The sequence below is a fragment of the Paenisporosarcina sp. NPDC076907 genome (genome assembly GCF_050269735.1).
Taxonomy (GTDB): Bacteria; Bacillota; Bacilli; order Bacillales_A; family Planococcaceae; genus Paenisporosarcina.
Genome location: NZ_JBNNIX010000001.1, coordinates 580,336 through 602,405 on the forward strand (window position 1 = coordinate 580,336; position 22,070 = coordinate 602,405).

General features: G+C 41.0%; 21 protein-coding genes. 12 read left to right on the forward strand and 9 right to left on the reverse strand.

Going from position 1 to position 22,070, the window contains the following annotated elements:
- Window positions 1–55 precede the first annotated feature (55 nt).
- Both ACQKEV_RS02905 and ACQKEV_RS02910 read left to right on the forward strand, forming a co-directional pair.
- Window positions 56–637 (forward strand): site-2 protease family protein, encoded by a 582-nt coding sequence (locus ACQKEV_RS02905; protein ID WP_427443192.1) that lies wholly within the window; start codon window positions 56–58, stop codon window positions 635–637.
- 273 nt (window positions 638–910) lie between these two features.
- Window positions 911–1,399 (forward strand): amidase domain-containing protein, encoded by a 489-nt coding sequence (locus ACQKEV_RS02910; RefSeq protein ID WP_427444803.1) that lies wholly within the window; start codon window positions 911–913, stop codon window positions 1,397–1,399.
- A 72-nt stretch (window positions 1,400–1,471) separates the two neighbouring features.
- On the opposite strand, the gene ACQKEV_RS02915 is transcribed toward ACQKEV_RS02910, so the two are convergent.
- Both ACQKEV_RS02915 and ACQKEV_RS02920 read right to left on the reverse strand, forming a co-directional pair.
- The gene (locus ACQKEV_RS02915; RefSeq protein WP_427443194.1) at window positions 1,472–2,329 is read right to left on the reverse strand and encodes a DegV family protein; all 858 of its coding nucleotides are present in this window, start codon (window positions 2,327–2,329) and stop codon (window positions 1,472–1,474) included.
- 117 nt (window positions 2,330–2,446) lie between these two features.
- Complete coding sequence (locus ACQKEV_RS02920) at window positions 2,447–3,016, reverse strand: glycerol-3-phosphate acyltransferase (protein ID WP_427443196.1); 570 nt, start codon at window positions 3,014–3,016, stop codon at window positions 2,447–2,449.
- A gap of 83 nt (window positions 3,017–3,099) precedes the next feature.
- Here ACQKEV_RS02920 and ACQKEV_RS02925 point away from each other — a divergent pair, with 83 nt between their 5' ends.
- On the forward strand, window positions 3,100–4,920 hold the full coding sequence (locus tag ACQKEV_RS02925; protein WP_427443198.1) for a diguanylate cyclase: 1,821 nt from the start codon (window positions 3,100–3,102) through the stop codon (window positions 4,918–4,920).
- 137 nt (window positions 4,921–5,057) lie between these two features.
- Here ACQKEV_RS02925 and ACQKEV_RS02930 read toward each other — a convergent pair whose 3' ends face one another.
- The 3 genes from ACQKEV_RS02930 to ACQKEV_RS02940 form a co-directional block, all read right to left on the reverse strand.
- Window positions 5,058–5,189 carry a hypothetical protein gene (locus tag ACQKEV_RS02930; RefSeq protein WP_427443200.1) on the reverse strand — a complete coding sequence of 44 codons (132 nt, stop codon included), beginning with the start codon at window positions 5,187–5,189 and terminating at the stop codon, window positions 5,058–5,060.
- A gap of 152 nt (window positions 5,190–5,341) precedes the next feature.
- Window positions 5,342–7,144 (reverse strand): DUF5939 domain-containing protein, encoded by a 1,803-nt coding sequence (locus ACQKEV_RS02935; protein ID WP_427443202.1) that lies wholly within the window; start codon window positions 7,142–7,144, stop codon window positions 5,342–5,344.
- 10 nt (window positions 7,145–7,154) lie between these two features.
- Window positions 7,155–8,294 (reverse strand): HD domain-containing phosphohydrolase, encoded by a 1,140-nt coding sequence (locus ACQKEV_RS02940; RefSeq protein ID WP_427443204.1) that lies wholly within the window; start codon window positions 8,292–8,294, stop codon window positions 7,155–7,157.
- Window positions 8,295–8,436: 142 nt separating this feature from the next.
- Between ACQKEV_RS02940 and ACQKEV_RS02945 the strand changes: the two genes are divergently transcribed.
- Both ACQKEV_RS02945 and ACQKEV_RS02950 read left to right on the forward strand, forming a co-directional pair.
- Window positions 8,437–8,787 carry a DUF3307 domain-containing protein gene (locus ACQKEV_RS02945; RefSeq protein ID WP_427443206.1) on the forward strand — a complete coding sequence of 117 codons (351 nt, stop codon included), beginning with the start codon at window positions 8,437–8,439 and terminating at the stop codon, window positions 8,785–8,787.
- A 29-nt stretch (window positions 8,788–8,816) separates the two neighbouring features.
- A complete protein-coding gene (locus ACQKEV_RS02950) occupies window positions 8,817–9,395 on the forward strand; it encodes a nitroreductase family protein (RefSeq protein ID WP_427443208.1) in 579 nt (192 codons plus the stop codon).
- 52 nt (window positions 9,396–9,447) lie between these two features.
- On the opposite strand, the gene ACQKEV_RS02955 is transcribed toward ACQKEV_RS02950, so the two are convergent.
- Window positions 9,448–10,845, reverse strand: coding sequence for a dipeptidase (locus tag ACQKEV_RS02955; protein ID WP_427443209.1), 1,398 nt, complete (start codon window positions 10,843–10,845; stop codon window positions 9,448–9,450).
- Window positions 10,846–11,009: 164 nt separating this feature from the next.
- On the opposite strand from ACQKEV_RS02955, the gene ACQKEV_RS02960 reads away from it, so the two are divergent.
- The 3 genes from ACQKEV_RS02960 (at window position 11,010) to ACQKEV_RS02970 (ending at window position 14,900) form a co-directional block, all read left to right on the forward strand.
- Complete coding sequence (locus ACQKEV_RS02960) at window positions 11,010–12,269, forward strand: hemolysin family protein (RefSeq protein WP_427443211.1); 1,260 nt, start codon at window positions 11,010–11,012, stop codon at window positions 12,267–12,269.
- Window positions 12,270–12,481: 212 nt separating this feature from the next.
- A complete protein-coding gene (locus ACQKEV_RS02965; protein WP_427443212.1) occupies window positions 12,482–13,027 on the forward strand; it encodes an RNA polymerase sigma factor in 546 nt (181 codons plus the stop codon).
- A 418-nt stretch (window positions 13,028–13,445) separates the two neighbouring features.
- Window positions 13,446–14,900: a phospholipase D family protein gene (locus tag ACQKEV_RS02970; RefSeq protein WP_427443214.1), complete on the forward strand. Its 1,455-nt coding sequence runs from the start codon at window positions 13,446–13,448 to the stop codon at window positions 14,898–14,900.
- A 229-nt stretch (window positions 14,901–15,129) separates the two neighbouring features.
- On the opposite strand, the gene ACQKEV_RS02975 is transcribed toward ACQKEV_RS02970, so the two are convergent.
- From ACQKEV_RS02975 to ACQKEV_RS02985, 3 genes are read right to left on the reverse strand one after another with little or no spacing between them, the layout of a single operon-like run.
- Window positions 15,130–16,704 (reverse strand): ABC-F family ATP-binding cassette domain-containing protein, encoded by a 1,575-nt coding sequence (locus ACQKEV_RS02975; protein WP_427443215.1) that lies wholly within the window; start codon window positions 16,702–16,704, stop codon window positions 15,130–15,132.
- A 33-nt stretch (window positions 16,705–16,737) separates the two neighbouring features.
- A complete protein-coding gene (locus ACQKEV_RS02980; protein WP_269927145.1) occupies window positions 16,738–16,920 on the reverse strand; it encodes an SE1832 family protein in 183 nt (60 codons plus the stop codon).
- 46 nt (window positions 16,921–16,966) lie between these two features.
- The gene (locus tag ACQKEV_RS02985) at window positions 16,967–17,989 is read right to left on the reverse strand and encodes a hypothetical protein (RefSeq protein ID WP_427443217.1); all 1,023 of its coding nucleotides are present in this window, start codon (window positions 17,987–17,989) and stop codon (window positions 16,967–16,969) included.
- Window positions 17,990–18,110: 121 nt separating this feature from the next.
- Here ACQKEV_RS02985 and ACQKEV_RS02990 point away from each other — a divergent pair, with 121 nt between their 5' ends.
- The 4 genes from ACQKEV_RS02990 (at window position 18,111) to ACQKEV_RS03005 (ending at window position 22,070) form a co-directional block, all read left to right on the forward strand.
- Window positions 18,111–18,776 (forward strand): NAD(P)H-binding protein, encoded by a 666-nt coding sequence (locus ACQKEV_RS02990; protein ID WP_427443219.1) that lies wholly within the window; start codon window positions 18,111–18,113, stop codon window positions 18,774–18,776.
- 51 nt (window positions 18,777–18,827) lie between these two features.
- Window positions 18,828–18,962, forward strand: a complete 135-nt coding sequence (locus ACQKEV_RS02995; protein ID WP_427443220.1) for a hypothetical protein — start codon at window positions 18,828–18,830, stop codon at window positions 18,960–18,962.
- Window positions 18,963–19,083: 121 nt separating this feature from the next.
- Entirely contained in the window at window positions 19,084–19,647 is a 564-nt protein-coding gene (locus tag ACQKEV_RS03000) for an NADPH-dependent FMN reductase (RefSeq protein ID WP_427443222.1), read from the forward strand.
- A 221-nt stretch (window positions 19,648–19,868) separates the two neighbouring features.
- Entirely contained in the window at window positions 19,869–22,070 is a 2,202-nt protein-coding gene (locus tag ACQKEV_RS03005; RefSeq protein WP_427443224.1) for a DNA topoisomerase III, read from the forward strand.

Consider the following 22,070-nt stretch of genomic DNA (forward strand, 5'->3'; position numbering starts at 1 on the left):
AAAGCGGGCGGACAACATAGAGTTTTTAGCATTTCCTTTAGAACAAATCCCATTTGTGCTCATTACATTAATTATTGCCTTTACGTTACATGAATTTATGCACGCGTGGATGGCTTCACTGTTTGGGGATGACACGGCAAAAAGAGAGGGACGAGTAACACTTAATCCTTTAAAACATCTGGACATCGCGGGTACTCTTTTGATTTTTATCGCTGGGTTTGGTTGGGCAAAACCTGTACCAGTTAACGCTGCTTATTTCGCTACAAGACGCGTTCAATCCATTATCGTCAGTTTAGTTGGACCTCTCAGTAACTTCGTTCTGGCGTTTATTGGATTTACAATTTATTATTTTTCGCCAATGAGCCAAACGCTGGATGAATTCCTGAACGTCTTTGTCATGTTGAACGTAGTGTTAGGTGTGTTTAATCTTTTGCCACTACCTCCATTGGATGGATATCGAATTGTGTCCAGTTTATTCCCGGTCAAAATTCAGGAGAAACTGCGTCCATTAGAAGCTTACGGTTCTATTGTCTTTTTAATTGTAGTTTTGACTCCAATTGGAGATAGCACCATCATGCCATTCATCGGAAGTAGTATAGATGTGGTAATGAATTTGTTCTACTCGATTTATGAATAATGATGGCAAAAACCACTCTTGAGAGATAAGAGTGGTTTTTTCTTCTAATGAAAACCTCAAGATTTCTTTAATTCTGCTTCCGTTCATTCATTCAACTTCGCCTCCGTAAAAGGTCACGACAATGCCGAAACATCAGGGATTAGTATAAATAAGCAGATTCCTCCAAAAACAATCGACAATAAAACTCCTAAGACGATTCTTCTCGTTTTTAACACGCTCCATTCTTCTAATTCCGTCAATTTTCACATACGCTCTCCATAAGGAGGGATTTCTATATACAATCGTCAAGCAGCCGTGGATTATGCGAATAGGTGGTGGGATTCTAACAATCCAGCTTTTCCTGTATTTGATGTCGATTGCACAAATTACATTTCCCAATGTTTGCTTGCAGGTGGAGCACCAATGCGAAGCTATCCGAATCGCAATAAAGGATGGTGGGTCAGAGGGGGCACATGGAGCTTCAGCTGGAGTACTTCGCATGCACTCAGATGGTATCTGGATACGTCCACAACAGGCTTGCAGGCAGTAAAAGTGGCAAATGCAAGCGATTTAAAGCTGGGCGATGTCATCAGTTATGATTTTCAAGGCGACGGCAGATTCGATCACACGACCATCGTCACGGGGTTCAATGAGATTGGGGAGCCACTTGTCAATGCACATACCGTCAGCGCACGCCAAAGGGACTGGCGCTATACAACGTCACCGGCGTATACTGATGATGCGAGATATATTTTCTTTCATATTAAAGATTCATTTACGTAAAAAACCCTTGGAATTTTCCAAGGGTTTTTCCGTTGTACTATTTGCTTAAAAGGGTGCTTGGAGCTTTGCTCACTATTCAGCAGGTACGTGCCAGAGTGCAGCGATTGTACCTTCACCAGCATGGACTGCAAGAACTGAGCTGATTTCACCAACACGAACTTCCAAACCAGGTACCTTTGCTTGAATCAGTTTTTTTAATTCCGCAACTTGATCCGGTATATTTCCATGCATAAGATCTATTGAGCGCACACCATCTTTTTCGTAGGCATCGACTGCTTTATCAACTAAATAGTTGAGCGCTTTCTTTTGAGAACGCACTTTATCTAGCGCTTTCAATTCGCCTTCTTCTGTTAAATGAATAATTGGTTTTACTTGTAATAAGCTTCCTAAGAAAAATTGAACGCCGCTCATCCGTCCGCCTTTATATAGCTGGTTCAAGTTTCCAATTAAAATATAGTTACGTAAGTTTTTCACTTCGCTCCGTAGCTTTGTAGTAATTTCTTCAAGATTCATTCCACGTTCTTGCAAAACGATTCCGCGCTCTACTAGTTTAGTAATGCCAGATGAGAGAGCAAGAGAGTCGACACATTCCATATGAACTTCAGCAATTTCTGCACCTGATTTGGATGAAGAAATCGTTCCACTCAATTTTGCCGAAACGTGTACGGCTATAATAGCTTCATAGTTTTCACTGATTTGTTCATAAAGTTTAGCAAATTCACCTGCAGCTGGTTGAGAAGTCTTTGGAAACTCTTCTGCATTTCGAATGCGATTGTAAAGTTCATCTGAAGTTAAATCAATGCCATCCGCATATTGTTCCTGTCCAAAATGGATAGCTAATGGTACAACATGTACATCTGGGTTGGCAGCGAGTATATCGCTAATATAAGCAGTACTATCCACAACCCATGCAATTGGTTTTTTTGACATCTACGAAACACCCTATCTTTAATTAAAAATTTTGACTATTTATTACTATAACATGAAAAGTATTTTCTAGCGACAGTCTTTGGTTTAAAATGAAATAAAGCTATTGAATTGATAGTATTATGAACGTTTCCATTTCTGTTCACCTAAAGATTGTTTGAAGTCAAAGCGATGTCGATACATAATGAGTAGTATGGCAACAATAATTGGCCAAGCATTTAGTATTTCATTTAAATAGATAACTGACCCAATATACGCAAAGTAACCAAAAATCATGCTAAGTGTAGCACTTTGAATAAAAAGTAACGCTACTAAAAAGACCACAATGAACGCAAATGCAAATAATAGATTGAAAGTCAGGCCAATTCCGACGAAAGTTGCGATCCCTTTTCCGCCTTTGCCTTTTAACCAAAATGGAAACATATGACCACAAATGACCAACAAACCACCCATTGCCACTGCCCATTCTTCAAAGCCGAAGTAGCGCCCTGCCAAGATGACAAGAACACCTTTCAAGGCATCACCTAATAAAGTGAGCAGGAATGCGGATTTACCAATCACTGCGCCTGCATTACGTGCGCCTAAATTACCACTGCGATGGTGGCGTAAATCCGTTTTATAAAATTTCCCTACCCACCAGGCGGTCAGAACATTACCCAATAAATAGCTGGTCAAGAAATAAATAACCATACGAACACCTCGCAAACGCTTTCTTTCTATTATGAAGGAAAAGCATGATTTGGGAAATATTATTTAACGCTGGAGGGAACCTATTGAAGAGACCTATACATATCCTTTTATTCTTCATACTTTTGCTTTCAGGCTGTTCGAATCCATCCTTAGTTGAACAGAATGAATTGGCAGCGGATCAAGGAATAATCAATCTTCAAACCTATGAATTCTATGAAGATAAGTTGATTAGTTTAGACGGACAATGGGCTTTCCATTGGCAACAGTTATTAACACCAACAGAAGCGCAACAACATAAAACATTTGAATATATAGAAGTACCAAATGCTTGGAATGTTCAAACAGGAACCATGTTAGGTTATGCAACCTATTCCTTGACGATTCAAATACCTAAGAGTTTACAGGGGCAAGTAATGGGCATTTATATTCCACATCAGTATTCTTCCTACAGTTTGTGGGCGGATGGGGAACGTATTGCAGCTAATGGTAGGGTGGGTGAGACCAAAGAATCTAGTAAACCTGCATTTCGTAAAGAACTTGCTTATTTCTCTCCTGACAGTCCAGAGATTAAACTAACCATGCAAGTTTCAAATTTTGAATTTCCAATTGGAGGGGCGACGAGACCGATTCTATTCGGAACAGCAGATGCTATCTCCACTCATTACACCGAACTGATCGCGTCCACACTATTCGTTATCGGTGGAATTTTGGTGATGGGAATCTATCAATTGGGCATATTCATTTTCCGACGACAAGAGAGAGCATTTTTGTATTTTGGCATGGTCAGTATCATGATTGCTGCACGTGCTCTGTTTGTAGAACCATTATTTTTCACGGTGTTATTTCCAGACTTTTCATGGATTTGGCAAAGTCGATTGGAACATTTGATTTTGTATATCGGGTATATGATGTTTCTGCTGTTTTTAAGATACCTTTATCCAAACGAAATGAGCCGCGGGGTGGTTAAGTGGTCAATCGTTTTATCAGTCATACTACTTGTCATTACAGCAATAGTTCCTCCATTAATATATCGACCATTATTCAATTACTTCCTTGTGATTGCCTTTGCAACGATGATGTATGTCTTATATGTCTTGATACAAGCAGTTCGCAGGAAAAGACCCACAGCAGTTGTGAATTTAACGGCGAGCATTCTATTCTTTGTGACCACTATCAATGACGCATTCATATCCCTAAACTGGATTGACGGAATGCATCTAGCAACATACGGATTTTTCATGTACATACTGATTCAATCGATTAACTTGAGTCGCAATTACGCACGGAAGTTCCAGGAATCTGAATCATTGACGGATGAGCTGCGAGATTTGAATCTAACGCTGGATGAAAAAATTCATGCACGGACAAAACAATTGGAAGTAATGAATGAAAAATTACATGAACTGACGTTACTGGACGGTCTGACAGGTTTAAACAACCGTCGTTTCTTTGATGAAAAAATGGTGGAAAAAGCTGAGAAAGTGAAACGCACGAAAGACCCAATGACACTCTTGTTAATCGATTTGGATGATTTCAAGAAATACAATGATACGTATGGCCATGTATTAGGCGACGAATTAATAAAATTTGCCGCTGCCATATTTAAAAAAGTAGTGGATTCTCGAGGTTATATCGCCAGGTACGGCGGGGAAGAGTTCGCCATTATTTTGCCAGACTGTACAGAAGAGAAAGGATACATGTTGGCCGAAGAAATCCGGATGGCTATGGAAAATGCACAAACGAAACATCTCGAGAGTTCGGCAAGTGAAGTTGCCACCTTAAGTATCGGAGGAACTTCATCCAGCCGACATCCTCATCAATGTCCCGAAGATTGGATTAAACTCGCCGATCGCGCATTGTATGAATCGAAAGAAAAAGGACGAAACTGCGTCACCATGAAGTAAAAAAACCACGCCCCGGCGTGGTTTGTTTTATTAGGAGGAGTATGGGTGGGTTTACAAAGTTTCAGTAAGAAGCACAATGCAAAAAGATACTTTTACAACGTGAACGTCGATTATTCCTACGTCACCCTCGATTTTTCCTACGTCAACTCAACTATTCCTACGTGAGCTGCGATTTTTCCTACGTCAACGTCAATAATTCCTACGTCACCCCCGATTTTTCCTACGTGAACTCCAATTTTTCCTACGTGAACTCCGATTATCACAACCAAGAGTCAGGTTTCCTCCTTTCAGCCTCAATCGACACCTTAAAATCAGCTTCACTTTGCACGAAATAGAAACAACCTGCCAAAATATCATCATTGGCAGGTTGTTTCTCAATTGATTAAAATTATTTTGTCAGAAAGCTGAACCAACAATCCAATCAATTCCTTGTCAATCGCACTAAAGGAAATGCTCCATCTATGCCTTGCAAAGAAGCTTCAAAAGGTTCCACTGAATAATCCAATAGCAGTTGTTGGGACTCGGGATTTCTTACTAGATCCTGATAACCCCGTTCACTTATGACGATGTCGTCACCTATACTTTGGTTTTGAATGCGCGCGGCCATATTGACGGTGCGACCGAAATAATCGAGGATATCATTTGCGTTTACGGCAATGACGGGTCCACTGTAAAAGCCTAATTTAATCGAGACCGGCTGAGATAGCGAGGCATTCAATTCAGTCACATTTGCTTGAATTTCTAGGGAAGATTTCAATGCCAAAGTATCATCATAAAAACCGGCCATCACTGAATCTCCAATGGTCTTAATAATGGTACCCCGATTGGCTTGGATATGGTGTTTTAGATAATCAAAGTGCTTTTTCACATCTGAATAGGCAAGAGCGTCACCAATCGCTTCGTACAATTTAGTGGAGCCTTTTAAATCCGTAAACAGAATAGTCATTTCGCCAACACCAATTTGTTGATCCGGAGATAGTACTTCCGTTGCAAATAAATCACGGAATAACTGGAGTGATGTCACTTCTCGGGCGGTCAATGCAAATGGATCCCATTCCGTTTCTTCCAGTGAAACGACGATTTCATAATTGGCTTTATTGCAAATAATCACTTCATCAAGTGTGTTCATCGTCAATGTATTGAATCCTGAATCGGTAAAAATTAATTCATTTCCTAGACTCAAGGTGTTGCGATCAATTTGCACGGTGTGGTTGAATTTTACCACGCGCAATCGCAAGTCTTGGGGCCAATTTGCCACATCCAATGTACGACTTTCCCCAGGTGGAATGCGGGTTTGAGCGACGATGTGAGGAGAGTTGGTTGGCCCGTTTAAACAAAAGAGCTTTTCTTCCGTCTTGCGAATGGAAGGATGGATTGCGAATCTCATCTCTACAAATCGGTCGAAATTCACTTCGTAATCCACTCCACACAAATCGCAATGAACAGAACTGTCCAACCGTTTCAGTGTGGTGGTCTGTTCTTTAGGAACACGGCAGTTTGGACACATCAGACTCCACTGTTGCTCTAATAGGCCTGCTTTCGTTGCAAGCAAGAACAGTTCAATCGTTTCACGGTCGGAGTAACGACGATCATATGCCCACTGAAGCGGCTTGATGTGACTGACTTCATCGTCATTATGTGTGCGAATCATATGTAATAGACTGTGGATCATTTGTTCATTGTGAAAAGTAGCTCGGAGACGTTCGGATAATCGGTTTAGACGGTCGTTATTCACGGAAATGGCCTGTTTTTTCTGGGGTCTCGGATTGTCAGTAGACCTGTTTTCTTTATACGATAAAGAATAAGGAAAAATACGTCGCAGCTGTGGAATGATGATGAATTTTAAACCGACATTTCCAAGTAGGTTACGAATTGTAAAATCCGAATCGAGAATAAGCTTTGTACGTGAATGGCTGACTCGCTCTAATTTGACCGTCCATAAAGCGCGTGATACGGGTCCGATTGTATAAATTCGTTCGATTACATAGTGGGAATTTTTGACCCATTCAAAAGCATGTTCACGCCAGGCGTTTTTTACTAAACCGAGCGCTTTACCTTCAGCTTTCCGGTGGAGTACATCATGTTCATATGTATAAGGAGAAAACTGGACAGGAAATAATCCAATGTATTGATTGAAATGATTCGTATCGGAAAGAAGAGACCATAGTTCTTCAACCGGCAAGTCGAATTCACGTTCTTCATGAAATAAAACAGTCTTGCTCATTTTCAGTCTCCTATTTGCCATATTCATTTCGGATCTTCAGAAATGTATCGATGTGTTGGAAAAATAAATTGATCAAACGAGGGTCGAAATGCTTCCCTTTTTGCTCCAAAAGGTAGTTCAAAATATTGTCCATTGGCCAAGCGTCTTTATACGCACGATTACTTGATAAGGCATCAAAGACATCTGCAATTGCAGTGATGCGACCGAAAATATGAATCTCTTCTTCTTTAAGGCCATTCGGATAGCCACTGCCATCCCATTTTTCATGATGTTCATGTGCCACAATAGCAGCCGTGCGGAGTAACTCCCGCTTGGAATGTTTGAAAACATTATAGCCAATGGATGTATGGGACTGCATCAATTTAAATTCGTCATCAGTCAATGGTCCAGGTTTTAATAAAATTGTATCTGGAATCGCTACTTTTCCAATATCGTGCATTGGGGATGCCATTTTCAACAAGCGTGCCTGAAGTTCAGGCAAGCCAGCCATCTTTGCAAGTTCATATGAATATAGTGCGACACGCTTTACATGATTACCAGTTTCCTGTGAACGGCTTTCCCCGATTTCACCCATCGTTTCAATCATTTCTTTTTGCGTTTCAATTAATTCATTGCGTAACATGGAAGATTCCAATGACTTGCCAGAATAGGAGGCAGCCAATGTTAAAATCTCTAAATCCCGCTCATTGAACGTTTCGCTTTCGGTTTGTTTATTAATTGCCTGGAAAGCGCCAATGACCATTCCTTCCGCATTGCGAAATGGAATGCACAGCACCGATTTAGTCCGGTAACCAGTGGCTTGGTCAATCGCTCGATTGAACCGGGCATCCGCATAAGCATCTTCTACAATAATGGACTGTCCAGTAGAAAAACTGTGACCTATGAACCCACTTTCAGCTGGAATGATAACAGGGTCTATCCCATGTGCTACAATAGTCCATAGTTGATGATTTTCCGAATTGTGAAGCCATACCGTGCAGCGATCAGCAAGGACAAGACGCTTCCCTAAATCGGCCAAAATCATGAGTAATTTATCTAAATCTGTTTCAGCAGTGATTTTCCCCATATATTCAAAAATGACCGCAAGCAATTCTTCTGATGGCAGTTCGTTTTTAGCATGAGATGTATGAACAATGTCATTTTTAAACATATTGAAAATCCTTCCTGCTAGTAAGCATAATTTGTTTTTCATAGGAAATGGTTAGTATGGTAATATTACCATAGGTTAAGTGAATCATATAGTATGGATACCTGACGCGAAGAGGATTTTTCGCCATTTGGAGGAAGCTTGGATGACGATATTCAGTTACTTGCTCATAGGTCATCTAATAGGAGATTTCTTGTTTCAAACAAGTTGGATGGCAAGGTTAAAGGCGACCAAGTGGGTGCCTTTAATTGTTCATTGTGTCGTTTATACAATATCATTAATTGCTGTGGCGTTTTTAGGAGGCGGCTTGTTGCCTATCGGAGCAATCTTACTTCTATTCTTTAGTCATTTGTTTTTGGACAAGCGCCTATTTGTGGCATGGTGGGTAAAACACGTCATGCGAACGGATGGCCAAGAATCAAAATGGCTTTGCATTATGGTCGATCAAATTTTCCATGTAATTATTTTAGGTGCAATCGCACACTTTTGGTTTTAATTAGTTAGTGAAAAGGGGAACTTACACACATGAATGAACAATCTTTATCAATACGCGAGGCAATAATTCAACGTCGTTCGGTCAAAAATTTCAATGGACAACCTGTAGAACGCGAAACTTTAATGACGGTTTTGGAAGATGCTAAATGGGCACCGAATCACGGAAATCGTGAACCATGGAGAGTAGTTGCGGCATGTGGAAAAGAATTGGACGATTTACTTACAGTATTGAGAGAGTTTGGCGTTGCGAAGTGGAAGGATCTTTCTGAAGACGAGTTAACAAAACAGATGAAGAAATTCACTGCACCGGGAGCTTATGCATTTGTCATTGTTCCAGAAGATGCTCGTCAAAAAGAACGTTTGGAAGACTATGCAGCTGCAAGTGCTTATATTCAAAATGCACAATTATTGGCATGGGATTTGGGAATTGGGTCTTGTTGGAAAACACCTCCATTCCTTGATGCTCCTAAGTTCCGTGAAGCGCTTGGCGTGAAGCAGGGGGAACGTATCATTAGCATGCTGCAGTTAGGTTATTTCGATGAAATGCCAAAAGCAAAACCTCGTAAAGAAGTAGAAGAGTTCGTAACATTATTCTCATTAAATAACTAAAAAATCCCGGTTCATCGCATTATGTGCGAGAACCGGGATTTTCTTATTTGCCTTATTTTTTCAAGTCTTGTGAAGTGAATTGTGCAATTTCATGATAGTAATCGCCAATTACGCGAAGACCTTGATCGAAGTTTTCCAAATGGAAATGTTCATTTGGCGCATGGAAGTTTTCCGAAGCGAGTCCGAAGCCCATAAGAACGACTGGGTATCCAAGGATTTCATCGAAAGATGCAACAATCGGAATAGAGCCGCCACCACGAACATAAGCTGTTGGCACATTATATACTTTTTCATATGAACGACCAGCTGCTTGTATTGCCGGATGGTCAAATGGAGTGATAAATGGTTTACCTTTATCAAACTCTGTTACTTCGACAGTTACTCCAACTGGTTTATGCTTTTCAATATGAGCTTTCAATTTCTCAACGATTTCATCTGGATCTTGGTCAGGAACTAAACGACACGTTATTTTTGCGCCAGCTTCTGCAGGAAGTACAGTTTTAATGCCTTCTCCAGAGAATCCACCGAAGACGCCATTGATTTCCAAAGTTGGGCGTACCCATGTGCGCTCTAAGTGTGTATAGCCTTTTTCACCGAATAAGGCATTCACACCAAGTTCTTCTTTCAATGCTTCTTCATTAAAGTCCAGTTCAGCGTAGGCAGCACGTTCTTCATCCGTTACAGCTCGGACGTTGTCATAGAAACCTTCTACTTGAATGGTTCCTTCTTCATCGCGGAAAGAATCCAGCACTGCTACCAATGCATGAATTGCATTTTGCACGCTTCCACCATAAAGGCCAGAATGAAGATCCCCTTTTGCACCTTTAACTTCGATTTGAACACCAGTTAAGCCGCGTAATCCATAACATACTGCGGGTTTTCCTGGGCCTTGCATGCCTGTGTCTGAAATGACAATGATATCAGCTGCAAGTTTTTCCGTATTCGCCTCAACATATTCAGGTAAGTTCGGGCTACCGATTTCTTCTTCACCTTCGATACAGAATTTTACGTTTACTGGAAGCTTACCTTCCGTTTGTAACAGCGCTTCGACCGCTTTAACATGCATATATACTTGTCCTTTATCATCACTCGCGCCACGTGCATATAACTTATTGTCACGGACTTGAGGATTGAAAGGTTCTGATTCCCATAAGTTCAACGGATCAACAGGTTGAACATCATAATGTCCATAAATTAATAGAGTCGGCTTTCCTTCGGCATGCATCCAATCTGCATATACAACAGGATGACCTTTCGTTTCATCAATTGAAACGTTTTCCAATCCAACTGATTTCATAGAGTCAGCTAACCATTCCGCAGCTGTTTTCATGTCTTCTTTGTGATCGGATAAGGCACTGATACTAGGAATACGCAAAAACTGTTTTAGTTCCTCCAGATGCTCTCCGCGCTTCATTTCAAAATACGTGTTCAATGATGTTAAATGGCTCATGATAACCCCTCTTTTCGCAAAATTTCGTGAATGGAAATAGTATAGCACATTCTTTTCCTAGTTATATAGAGTGGGAAATGAGACATGTAAATTCGGAATATGATATGATAAGAGGACTAGAAATTGAGCGGAATTTTTGACTCATATAGGAGGAAACACGGTTAATGGAATTTATAGTTTTAGCCATTAGTTTAATGTTGTCGTTTTTCTTTTCAGGCAGTGAAACGGCACTAACTGCAGTAAATAGGATGAAGGTCCAGCTTCGTGCTGAGCAAGGGGATAGGATGTCGCAGAAACTCCTCTTGTTGATTGCGAAACCGGACCGCATGATTACAACCATTTTAATTGGGAACAACATCGTAAACATTGCGATGCCAACAATGCTGACATTAATCGCAATCAATTATGATTGGGACGTTGCTATTGCAACGGCTGTTTTAACGATTATCATCATTATTTTTGGAGAAGTTCTTCCAAAAACGATTGCCGTGACATTCGCCGATCGTATTGCTTACACTGTGGCACCAATCATTGCTTTTCTTGTTCAAATTCTACGTCCAATCACTTTCTTGATAGCGAAGTTTACAAATATGTTCATTCGCATTATTTCAAAAGGGGCTGTAAAAGAAGCGACGCTGACGAAAGAAGAACTGCGTTCGATGGTTGATATCGCTTCAACTGAAGGTACTTTTGAAGAAGAAGAATCGGAGCGTTTAAAAGGCGTATTAGATTTCCCACATAAAGATGTACAAGATGTATTGGAAACTCACCGGACGGAAATCGTCGGTATTCCAACGAATGCTACATATGAAGAAGTACGCGATGTTATATTAGAACATTACTACACACGCTACCCTGTATATGAAGAAAGTATGGATCATATCGTCGGCATGTTCTATTCGAAAACATTGATTGAATGGTCAATGGACCCAACAATGGAACTGCACGAATTAATTGACCGCGATCCATTGTTTGTCGTTCAATCAGTCAGCGTCGAAAAAGTCTTCAAACAAATGCTGGCGAAGAAGAAACATATGGCCATCGTTTTGGATGAGTACGGCGGGACACTTGGAATCGTCACTCATGAAGACATTATTGAAGAAATGATTGGTCAGGAAATCGAAGATGAATCAGATGAAGATGAAGACATTTTAGTCTATGAAATGACGGAACATCGTCTCATTTGTCACGGCCGCCTGGAAATTGAAGACGTCAATGAAATGTTCAAAGTCGAAATTCCAAATGATCACGATACAATTGGTGGCTTTGTCCTTCAACAGTTAGGTCACATGCCAGATAGCGGCGAGCAGTTCAACTACGAAAATCTTCACTTTGAAGTAAACGAGATGGACCGCAACCGAATCTTGCAATTAACCATTACAATTAAAGAAAATAAAGATGAAGAAGTGCTGGATGACGAATAGTCATTCAGCATTTTTTTTTCTATCTTCAAGTTTCTTTCCATCATTAGAGTTTGCAGTTTAGAGACAACTGCGATTACACGTCGCATGAAAATCTTGTTCCATATTTCTGTCTTACACGTTTGTAAGTATTTTGAAAGTGAATCCGATAGAGCGTAAGGTTTGTTTTTGGCAAAATAAAGACAACAGCAAGAAATGAACGGAGGATACATCGGATGAACGGACAATTGGAACAAGTGTATGAGGAATATAACCGTTATATATATCATTTATGTTTGAAACTGACACGCAATCAAACGGAAGCGGAAGACTTAATGCAGGAAGTATGGGTTAAGGTTGTTCGCTACGAAACATATGTTAAGGATGTTAATCATATCAAAGCTTGGTTGACGACCATTTGCATGAATACGTTCCGCGATCGTTACCGCAAAAATGTGCGACGCAGCAAACATGTGATGAACCAACCGGATCAATTAGAAGTTCCCGTATTGGACTTAGTTCCATGTGACACGCTGACGGCTGAAGATTTGTTGGAAAAACATGACTTGTCACAAATGGTTCAACAGAAAATTGGCGAATTGGATAACATTTATAAAACAACGGTCTTATATTTTTATGTTTATCAATATTCACTCGTTGAAATTGCCGACTTGATGAAAGTGTCGATCGGGACCGTTAAATCTCGTCTTTTCCGTGCCAAACAACGTTTGAAAGAAATGATGATCGCAGATACAGCTGCTATTGAATATTTACCTGCCTAATGAAATGAAATCACAGTCCATGCGACTGTGATTTTTTTGTGTTGGGGGGAATTAAACAGGAGCGTAGCGAAAACAGAACTATCACACATCAATTTCTCAGCAAGTTTACTAGATAATGAGACGTGTTTGAGCGATAAATTGTTCTGTAATGAGCAATTACCATCCAGAATGAGCGTTAAATTTTTCACAAGCAACAGCGAGGCATAAAATACGTCTCATTATCCAATTGTACTAGCCAATGAAATGGAGTCTGCTTTCCAAACAGGAGCGTAGCGCAAACAAGACCATTCCAAAGCAGTTGCAAGATACGCAATGACTCCAAAAAATATATTGTTGTGTACCTGAAATGCGGTTTGTTAATTTTCGAACAAGGGAATAACGTAGTAAAAAACAATCACGGTTCAAGGGGGAACGGCGTATGGCCAACAAGCCGCGCAAGCAATGGAGCATGAGAAAACGAATTATTATAGGATCATTGGGTGTTTTTGCTCTTATATATATCGCTGCTATTATGTGGCACACATTTAAACCACTGCCAGAAGGGATTTCATATGCAGGGGAGCTACACAAAACCGATAAGATTGAAATGATTACCGATTTAACTTTTGCCCAAGATCAAAAAGGCAAGGGTATGGTACACGAAAATAATATATTTGATGAAGTTTACACAATGATTGATGAGGCTGAAGAATTTGTTGTAGTAGATTTTTTCTTATTTGATGGTTACTACGATGAAAAAGAAGATTTTCCTAAAATTGCTGACACGTTGTCTACGACATTAGCAGATAAAAAGAAAGAAAATCCAGATATGCCAATCGTGTTTATTACGGATCCCATCAACCGAGGATATGGTTCATATGAAAATGAATGGTTTAAAAAAATGCGCGATGCGGGCGTGGAAATTGTTTATACAGATTTAGATCCTTTGCGTGATTCAACACCCATTTACTCAGGAATATATCGAACGATGTTCCAGTGGTTTGATTTTGGTGGCAAAGGTTGGATCGCAAATGCAATGGCGAGTGAAGCACCTAAAATGACCATTGCGTCCTATATGACCTTACTGAACGTAAAGGCTAATCATCGTAAAGCAGTGATAACAGATAAAGAGGCAATGGTTACGTCTTCAAATCCACATGATGCAAGTGGGTTCCATGGCAATATTGCCTTAAAAGTATCGGGACCTGTCATCAACGATATTCTAGAATCGGAAGAAGCCGTTTCCCTATACTCTGGAGGACCTGAACTTCCACGAATCAAAGTGGGAGAAAGTGAAGGACAATACGAAGTCCAATATGTAACTGAGAAAAAGATCCTGGATGCATTACTGAAGGATTTGGCTGAAACAAAAGAAGGCGATAAAATTTGGCTAGGCATGTTCTTTATCGCCAAACGTGATATTGTAAATGCACTAATTGATGCGGCGAATCGTGGAGTGGAAGTTAATATGATTTTGGATCCGAATGAAAACTCATTCGGCCAGGAAAAGTCAGGCTTACCGAATCGCCCTGTCGTACAAGAATTGGTGGAAGATACAAAAGGGAAGATAAAAGTTCGTTGGTACAACACAGTAATCGGGCAGTATCATACTAAGGCTATTTGGATTCAGACAGACGATCAAACCGTTATTTCCAATGGTTCTGCAAACTACACGGAACGGACATTGGATAATTATAATTTAGAAAGTAATTTACGTGTTGTCGCACCGAATGACAGCGAGCTCGCTGTTGAAATGGAAGACTACTTTGAACGTCTTTGGAACAACGAAGATGCTATGTACACGGTCGATATGGAAGAATTCCAAGATAAATTTACCTGGTGGCAAAGATGGATTTATACCATCCAGAAAGCTATCAAAGTCACAACATATTGACGAAACAAAAACCTTGCGAGCTATTCCGTCGCAGGGTTTTTTGTTTCGTCAACTTTCACACAAGAAAGCGTGATTTAGTGAAGTCTAGATAAACGGTTGCGAATTCAAGATAACTACCAAACGAATTCTAGAAATCCCCCGACAAATGGAGATAATTCATAGTGAAATCTAGATATAACCGCATCCAAACAAAAAGACCGCTGACAGACAGCGGCCTTTTCTTAAATAATTATTTTTTTGAATCGTCTACATGCACACCTGTTTGGAACCAGTCTTCCACATTCCAAATTTTCGTTACTAAACCTTCATAGAATTCAGGCTCATGGCTGACTAGTACGATGGTGCCTTTATATTCGCTCATCGCACGTTTTAGTTCTTCTTTTGCATGGATGTCCAAATGGTTCGTCGGCTCATCGAAAATCAACCAGTTGCTTTCTTCCATCATCAGTTTACATAGACGAACTTTCGCTTGTTCGCCACCACTTAAACTGTTCATCGGACGTGAAATATGTTCGTTTTTCAATCCTGTACGTGCCAATGCTGCGCGCACTTGGCTTTGCTCCATACTTGGATACGTTTTCCAAATCTCTTCAATCGGCGTCACATTATCGGCTCTAACTTCTTGTTCAAAGTAAGAAATATTAAGGAAATCACCACGTCGTACATTTCCGCCGAGTGGATTCACTTTACCAAGCATGGTTTTAAGCAATGTCGATTTACCGACACCGTTCATGCCGACTAGGGCAATCTTTTCACCACGTTCAATCGAGAACGATAGTGGTGGCAATAATGGCTTGTCATACCCAATCAATAAGTTTTCCGCTTCCACTACATAACGACTTGGGCTGCGTGACTCTTTGAACCCAAATTGAGGTTTCGCTGCCGTTTCCGGACGGTCGATTCGCTCGATGCGGTCCAATTGTTTCTGACGAGACTTGGCACGACCTGTAGTTGAATAACGTGCTTTATTTTTCGCAATAAAGTCTTCTTGTTTTTTAATGAAGTCCTGTTGTTTCTCGTATGCATCGATATGCTGACGTTTGTTAATTTCAGCAAGCTCAAGGAACTTTTCATATGATGCTGTGAAACGGGACAACTTCGAGAACTCCAGTTGGAAAATCACATCAACGATTCCGTTCATAAATTCCGTATCATGCGAAATTAATAGGAAACAGTGAGGGTAATTCTTCAAGTAATTCGTTAACCAGCCAATATGTTCTTCGTCCAAATAGTTGGTAGGCTCATCCAGTAGCAATACTTTTGGTTTTTCAAGTAACAGTTTTGCTAACAATACTTTCGTTCTCTGACCACCAGATAGAGCGGAGACAGGACGATCAAGTCCGATTACATCAAGTCCTAGACCACGTGCAATTTCTTCGATTTTCATATCAAGCGTGTAAAAATCACCCGCATCAAGTGCATCTTGAATGTCGGCCATTTTCTCGAGTAAATCTTCCAATTCTTCAGGTGTTGCTTCACCCATTTTGCCCGTGATTTCATTCATTTCTTCTTCTTTTTTGTATAGTGGCAAGAACGCGTCACGCAATGTATCGCGCATCGAACGACCTTGTTCTAGACGTGTATGCTGATCCAAATAGCCATAATGAGTGCCAGGTAGCCATTCTACACGACCAGAATCATAAATAGTTTCGCCTGTAATGATGCTCATCAATGTAGATTTCCCTACACCGTTTGCACCAACAAGCCCTACGTGTTCTCCTTCAATTAAGCGGAAAGATACGTCTTTAAATAGTGTACGGTCGCCAAATGAGTGACCGAGATTTTCAACTGTCAATAATGCCATGATTCCATTCCTCCATAAAGAAAGCTCGCAGGCTTACAGCGCCGCGAGCTTTTTGTTTAGTTCTGCGAGTTGTACTTCCATATTTGCTAAACGTTGCTCGGCTTTTTCGATCATGCCAGGATGCCCAGTGGACTCCAGCTTCTCCATGTCGCCTTGCAAACGTACATAATCCATTTTCAGTTCGGCAATTTGTGCTTGAATTTCTTGTGCAGTCATGTAAGAGAAACTCCTCTTTTTTCACCTATTGTATCACATGAATGAGTTATCTGGTGATTTCGCGTACTTCTTCCTGGATGATTTTTTCTATAAATTGTTGCATGTTCGCATTGTTTAAATGGAGCCTCAAGGACAGTTGCTTTTTGATGGCCCGTACACTCCGGTTAGGATGGAGAATGGTTTCCATCACGGCGTTTTGCAAATGTGATTGTTTCAATTTACGGCCAAGTCCCAAATAAATGAACCCATTTTGCTCTTTCGGGAAAGCATGCTGCGCTTCTTTTTCATCTTCAGCTATCACAATACATGGTTTGCCAATGACTGCGACGTGGTAAGGAGTGAAGCTAGCATCACAAATGACCAAATCAGATTCACTAATTAGTTGAACTGGATCGTCACATTCGACAATGCGGGTTTGCTTGCGTCCTAACGCCATTAACTTCAAATCATCCCGACTGTGACGATAGCTGGAATGTAGTGCGACTGTGATCGCCAATGGGATTTGTAAATGCAGCAAATGACGCAACGTACGATAAGAAAGATTATCTGCATCTTCATCAGCAAAAGTTACTACGACATGGGGAAGTGGAAGTGCTGGTGCATGTTTAAGACCCGAGTTCGCATATGGTTCCAATTCGTCAGGCACCACAAAACCTGCTGGTCCTACAACATAATGGGAAAGAACGTGCTCACGGTCTTCTCGGTACAAGGAGTGAATAACATGGGTTGCAGCTTTTCCACCTTCTCCAAAATCGTCAAAATGAAGGGTGAGCGGAACAAGCGAAGCGTACATTTTTCCTTCATCAATATCAGTATCATAGCCATCGGTAATGACCATATCAGGCTCATGTTCGATTAATAATTTCTTTAAATCAGCATTCCTTGCATATGAGAGAGGGGCAAATCCCTGTTGGTCGAGGGTGCGAAGAACTGCTGTTTGTTTTTCATGGGCCGCAAATAAAATTCGATGAGAAGCTAGTAACTTTGCAATGTGGATACACCTCGTGACAGGATAGCCAGCCCGTCCAATCGTAAATAAAATGGTTTTTTGTTGAATTTGGTTGCTCATTTCATTCCCACCTTTCATCTTCTATTTAACGTATGGGAACGACAACCGCTGTATGAGTAATTGTTCAGAATTTGCACCAGCGTATGGTAAACTCAAAATACTAGATTAAAAGATGGGAGTGATGAAGTTGGAAAAAAGAACAGCGATGATTGCAGGGGCAACTGGACTTACAGGTTCACAACTCGTTAAGTTTCTTTGTGAAAATGAGAATTACGAAAAAGTCACCATCATCGTCCGAAAAGCAATTGCCTATAGCCATCCGAAGTTAGTCACGAAGGTCAAAAATTTGAATCAAGTGACCAAAGATGATTTTGTCGGAGTGGATGATTTCTTTTGCTGTCTTGGGTCGACAATGAAAAAAGCAGGATCTAAAGAAGCTTTCGAGCAAGTCGATTTAATCGCCCCAATCCAAATGGGGAAATCTGCGCAAACACAAGGAGTCAAACATATGCTCGTCATTTCGGCAATGGGAGCAAATCCTGATTCCAATGTCTATTACAACCGAGTAAAGGGAACGATGGAAGATAAAGTCTCGATGCTGTCCCTTCCACACGTCTCCATTTTCAGACCTTCATTGTTAACCGGAAACCGAGAAGAATTCCGTTTAGGGGAACGATTCGGAGAAATGGCGATGAATGTGTTAAAACCGGCGTTCGTTGGGCCGTTGAGAAAATACCGTTCAATTGAAGCGAAGCAAGTGGCGTTTGCTATGATGAAAGTCGCCTTGCAAAAGCCCTCAAGAACAGTAGCCATTTATGATTCTGAAACAATTGCACAAATTAAATAAAGTAGCAGAAGTTCGTACACCATACTTACGTGCCAGTGAGGAAGAACCACATTGAACGAAAAGAGACTTGAAGTTTCATCGGCAAGTAAGAATTTCAAGCCGTTTCTGCCTCCGACAAAAGAAATCATGAAGGTCCAGGAACGACTGAAAGCAGATCGTGCGAAACAGTCTCCACCAAAAGAATGAACTTGTGTACTTTCAGCACATGGTGCTTAGGGCAAGGATTTTCTTTTTGATACAATGAGGTTATAGAAGTTCAAATTCCTTTTGGAACTCATAAGAGAAAAGCCTTTGAAGGAGAATGGTCATGAAAATTTTACTTATAGACGGCACCATTATTGGCTCCAAAACTGGAGCGGTTCTGGAGCAAGTGAAAATATATATTGAACAATTAAATGGTGAGCTAAATCTTGAAATTCTTAAGCTGGCCGATTTTAACCATCAATTTGTTGACGGTCGACCACTCGGTGAGTACAACGATGATATGCGTCGCCTAGTTCGGGAGTTTGAAGAAGCGGATGGATATGTGTTAGCCACACCGATTTTCCAAGGGTCGATTCCGGGTGTCCTGAAAAATGCATTTGATATGCTGCACCCAAGAACGATGCGATATAAACCGGTTTCAATCGTCGCAAATGGCGGAACGTTCCAGCATCACTTGGTCATTGAAAACCAATTGAAGCCAATTCTGGATTACTTCCGTTGCCTAGTGACACCGAATTATGTGTACACAACCGGCAGCCATTTCGGTGAAAGTAATATCATTATCGATGAAGATGTACATGACCGCTTGCGTGAACTCGCGCGTGTATTTGTTCAATATGTAGAAATGAGTAAACATTTATCAAAAGATACAATCGACCAACCTTAAAAGACAATTGGACCACTTCGCGAAAACCATGCGAAGTGGTTTTTTTGTTAGGAATAAATGGGAGAAAGGGAATAAGAACTTTGCGGACGGGAATAAACCGATCGTGAAAAGGAATAAATCAAAATGTGAGGGAATAAACAAAACGCAAAGAGCAATAAATCAAATCGAAAGGGAATAAGCCGCCAGCTAGCACTAAACAGCCAGCATCTTTTTCCGTTATAATGGATGAATGTAAGAAAGGGGCGGACATTTTGTCAAAATCAGTAGTACTTGCAGAAAAACCATCCGTAGCACGCGATATCGCTCGCGTCCTCGGTTGTCATAAAAAAGGGAGCGGCTTTTTAGAAGGGACGCAATACATTGTCACATGGGCACTCGGCCATTTGGTTACGCATGCGGATCCAGAACAGTACGATAACAGCTATAAAGAATGGAAACTGGAGGATTTGCCGATTTTGCCTCAGCCATTCAAGCTGGTACCAATCAAACAAACAATGAAGCAATTTAATGCTGTCAAAGCACAACTGAACCGAACGGATGTTAAAGAGGTTATTATCGCGACTGATGCAGGTCGTGAAGGAGAGCTTGTGGCCCGTTGGATTTTGGAGAAAGCGAAATGCCGTAAGCCGGTCAAACGATTATGGATTTCTTCGGTAACGGATCAAGCCATTCAAAAAGGGTTCCGTGAACTGAAAGACGGAAGAGCATATGAACATTTGTATGAAGCGGCAGTTGCCAGAGCAGAAGCGGACTGGGTAGTGGGCATCAATGCAACACGTGCACTGACTGTGAAATACAATGCACAATTGTCTACAGGTCGTGTGCAAACACCAACTCTTGCGATGATTGCGGCACGCGAAAAACAAATTCGCGACTTTAAATCTAAAACGTATTACGGTTTACAGGCATTAACGAAAGAAGCGACCTATACGTGGTCATTTGGTTCGAACAGTCAGACGAGCAATTTCAATAAAGAACAGGTCGAACAGATTTCGAAGAAATTAGACAAAAGCACGGAAGGAACGATCAAGTCCATTCAAACGACACCGAAAAAGCAACCTGCACCTCCGTTGTTTGATTTGACTGAGCTGCAAAAAGAAGGACATCGTCTATTTGGCTGGTCAGCGAAAGAAACGCTGTCTACGTTGCAAGGTCTTTATGAACGCCATAAAATCGTGACGTATCCTCGTACGGATTCGAAGCATTTGTCGAGCGATATGAAGTCCACATTAAAAGAACGAATTAAAGCTGTCGACCTGCAGCCGTACCGAGCGGCGACGAACAGTATATTGCGTTCATCGACCATCCAGCCTCAAAAAGGGGTAATTGATGATGCGAGAGTCAGCGATCATCATGCCATTATCCCGACTGAGGAATCACCAGTTTTGCAAAACTTATCGGACAAAGAACGAAAATTATACGACTTGATTGTCAAAAGATTTTTAGCCGTGTTCATGCCTCCATACGCATATGATCAAACGGTCATTACATTGGAAGTGCTTGGAGAAACATTCACGGCAAAAGGAAAAACTGTTCGTGACGAAGGGTGGAAACGTGTCTACCAAGAAGATAAAGAAAGCGATACGGAAAGCACATTGCCTCCTGTACAAAAAGGCGAGTCCATCGAAATACGTGCGATTGCTATGACACAAGGCGAAACAAAACCCCCAGCGCGTTTTAATGAAGGGACGTTGCTTGCGGCAATGGAAAATCCATCAGCCTTCATGGCAGGGGAATCAAAAGACATTATTCAAACGGCAGTCGAAACAGGTGGACTAGGAACTGTGGCGACACGAGCGGATATTATTGAAAAGTTATTCAATAGCTTTGTCATCGAAAAGAAAGGCAAAGATATTTATACGACTTCAAAAGGAAGACAGTTGCTTGAATTGGTTCCAGAGGATTTGAAATCCCCGTCCTTAACGGGTGAGTGGGAACAACGGTTGACGAAAATCGCCAAGGGCACGATGAAAAAAGAACAATTCATGAAGGACATGGTGAGCTTTTCGAAAACTGTCGTGACACAAATCAAACAAAGTGATCAAAAGTTCAAACATGATAATGTCACTGGCAAAACGTGTCCGACATGTGGAAAGAGTTTGCTTGAAGTTAACGGAAAACGTGGCAAAATGCTGGTGTGCCAAGACCGTGAATGTGGCTATAAAAAACAAGTGGCTATGCAAACCAATGCCCGCTGCCCTGTGTGTCATAAACGCATGGAAATACGTGGAGAAGGGGACGGAAAACTGTTTGTCTGCAAATGTGGTCATCGGGAAAAATTATCAGCTTTCGAGAAACGCCGTGAATCTTCAGGTGGAGCTAAAGCGAATAAAAAAGACGTACAGAAATTCCTGAAACAACAGGATGAACCTCAAAACACAGCAATGGCTGAAGCACTGAAAAAGTTGTTGAATCAAGAATAA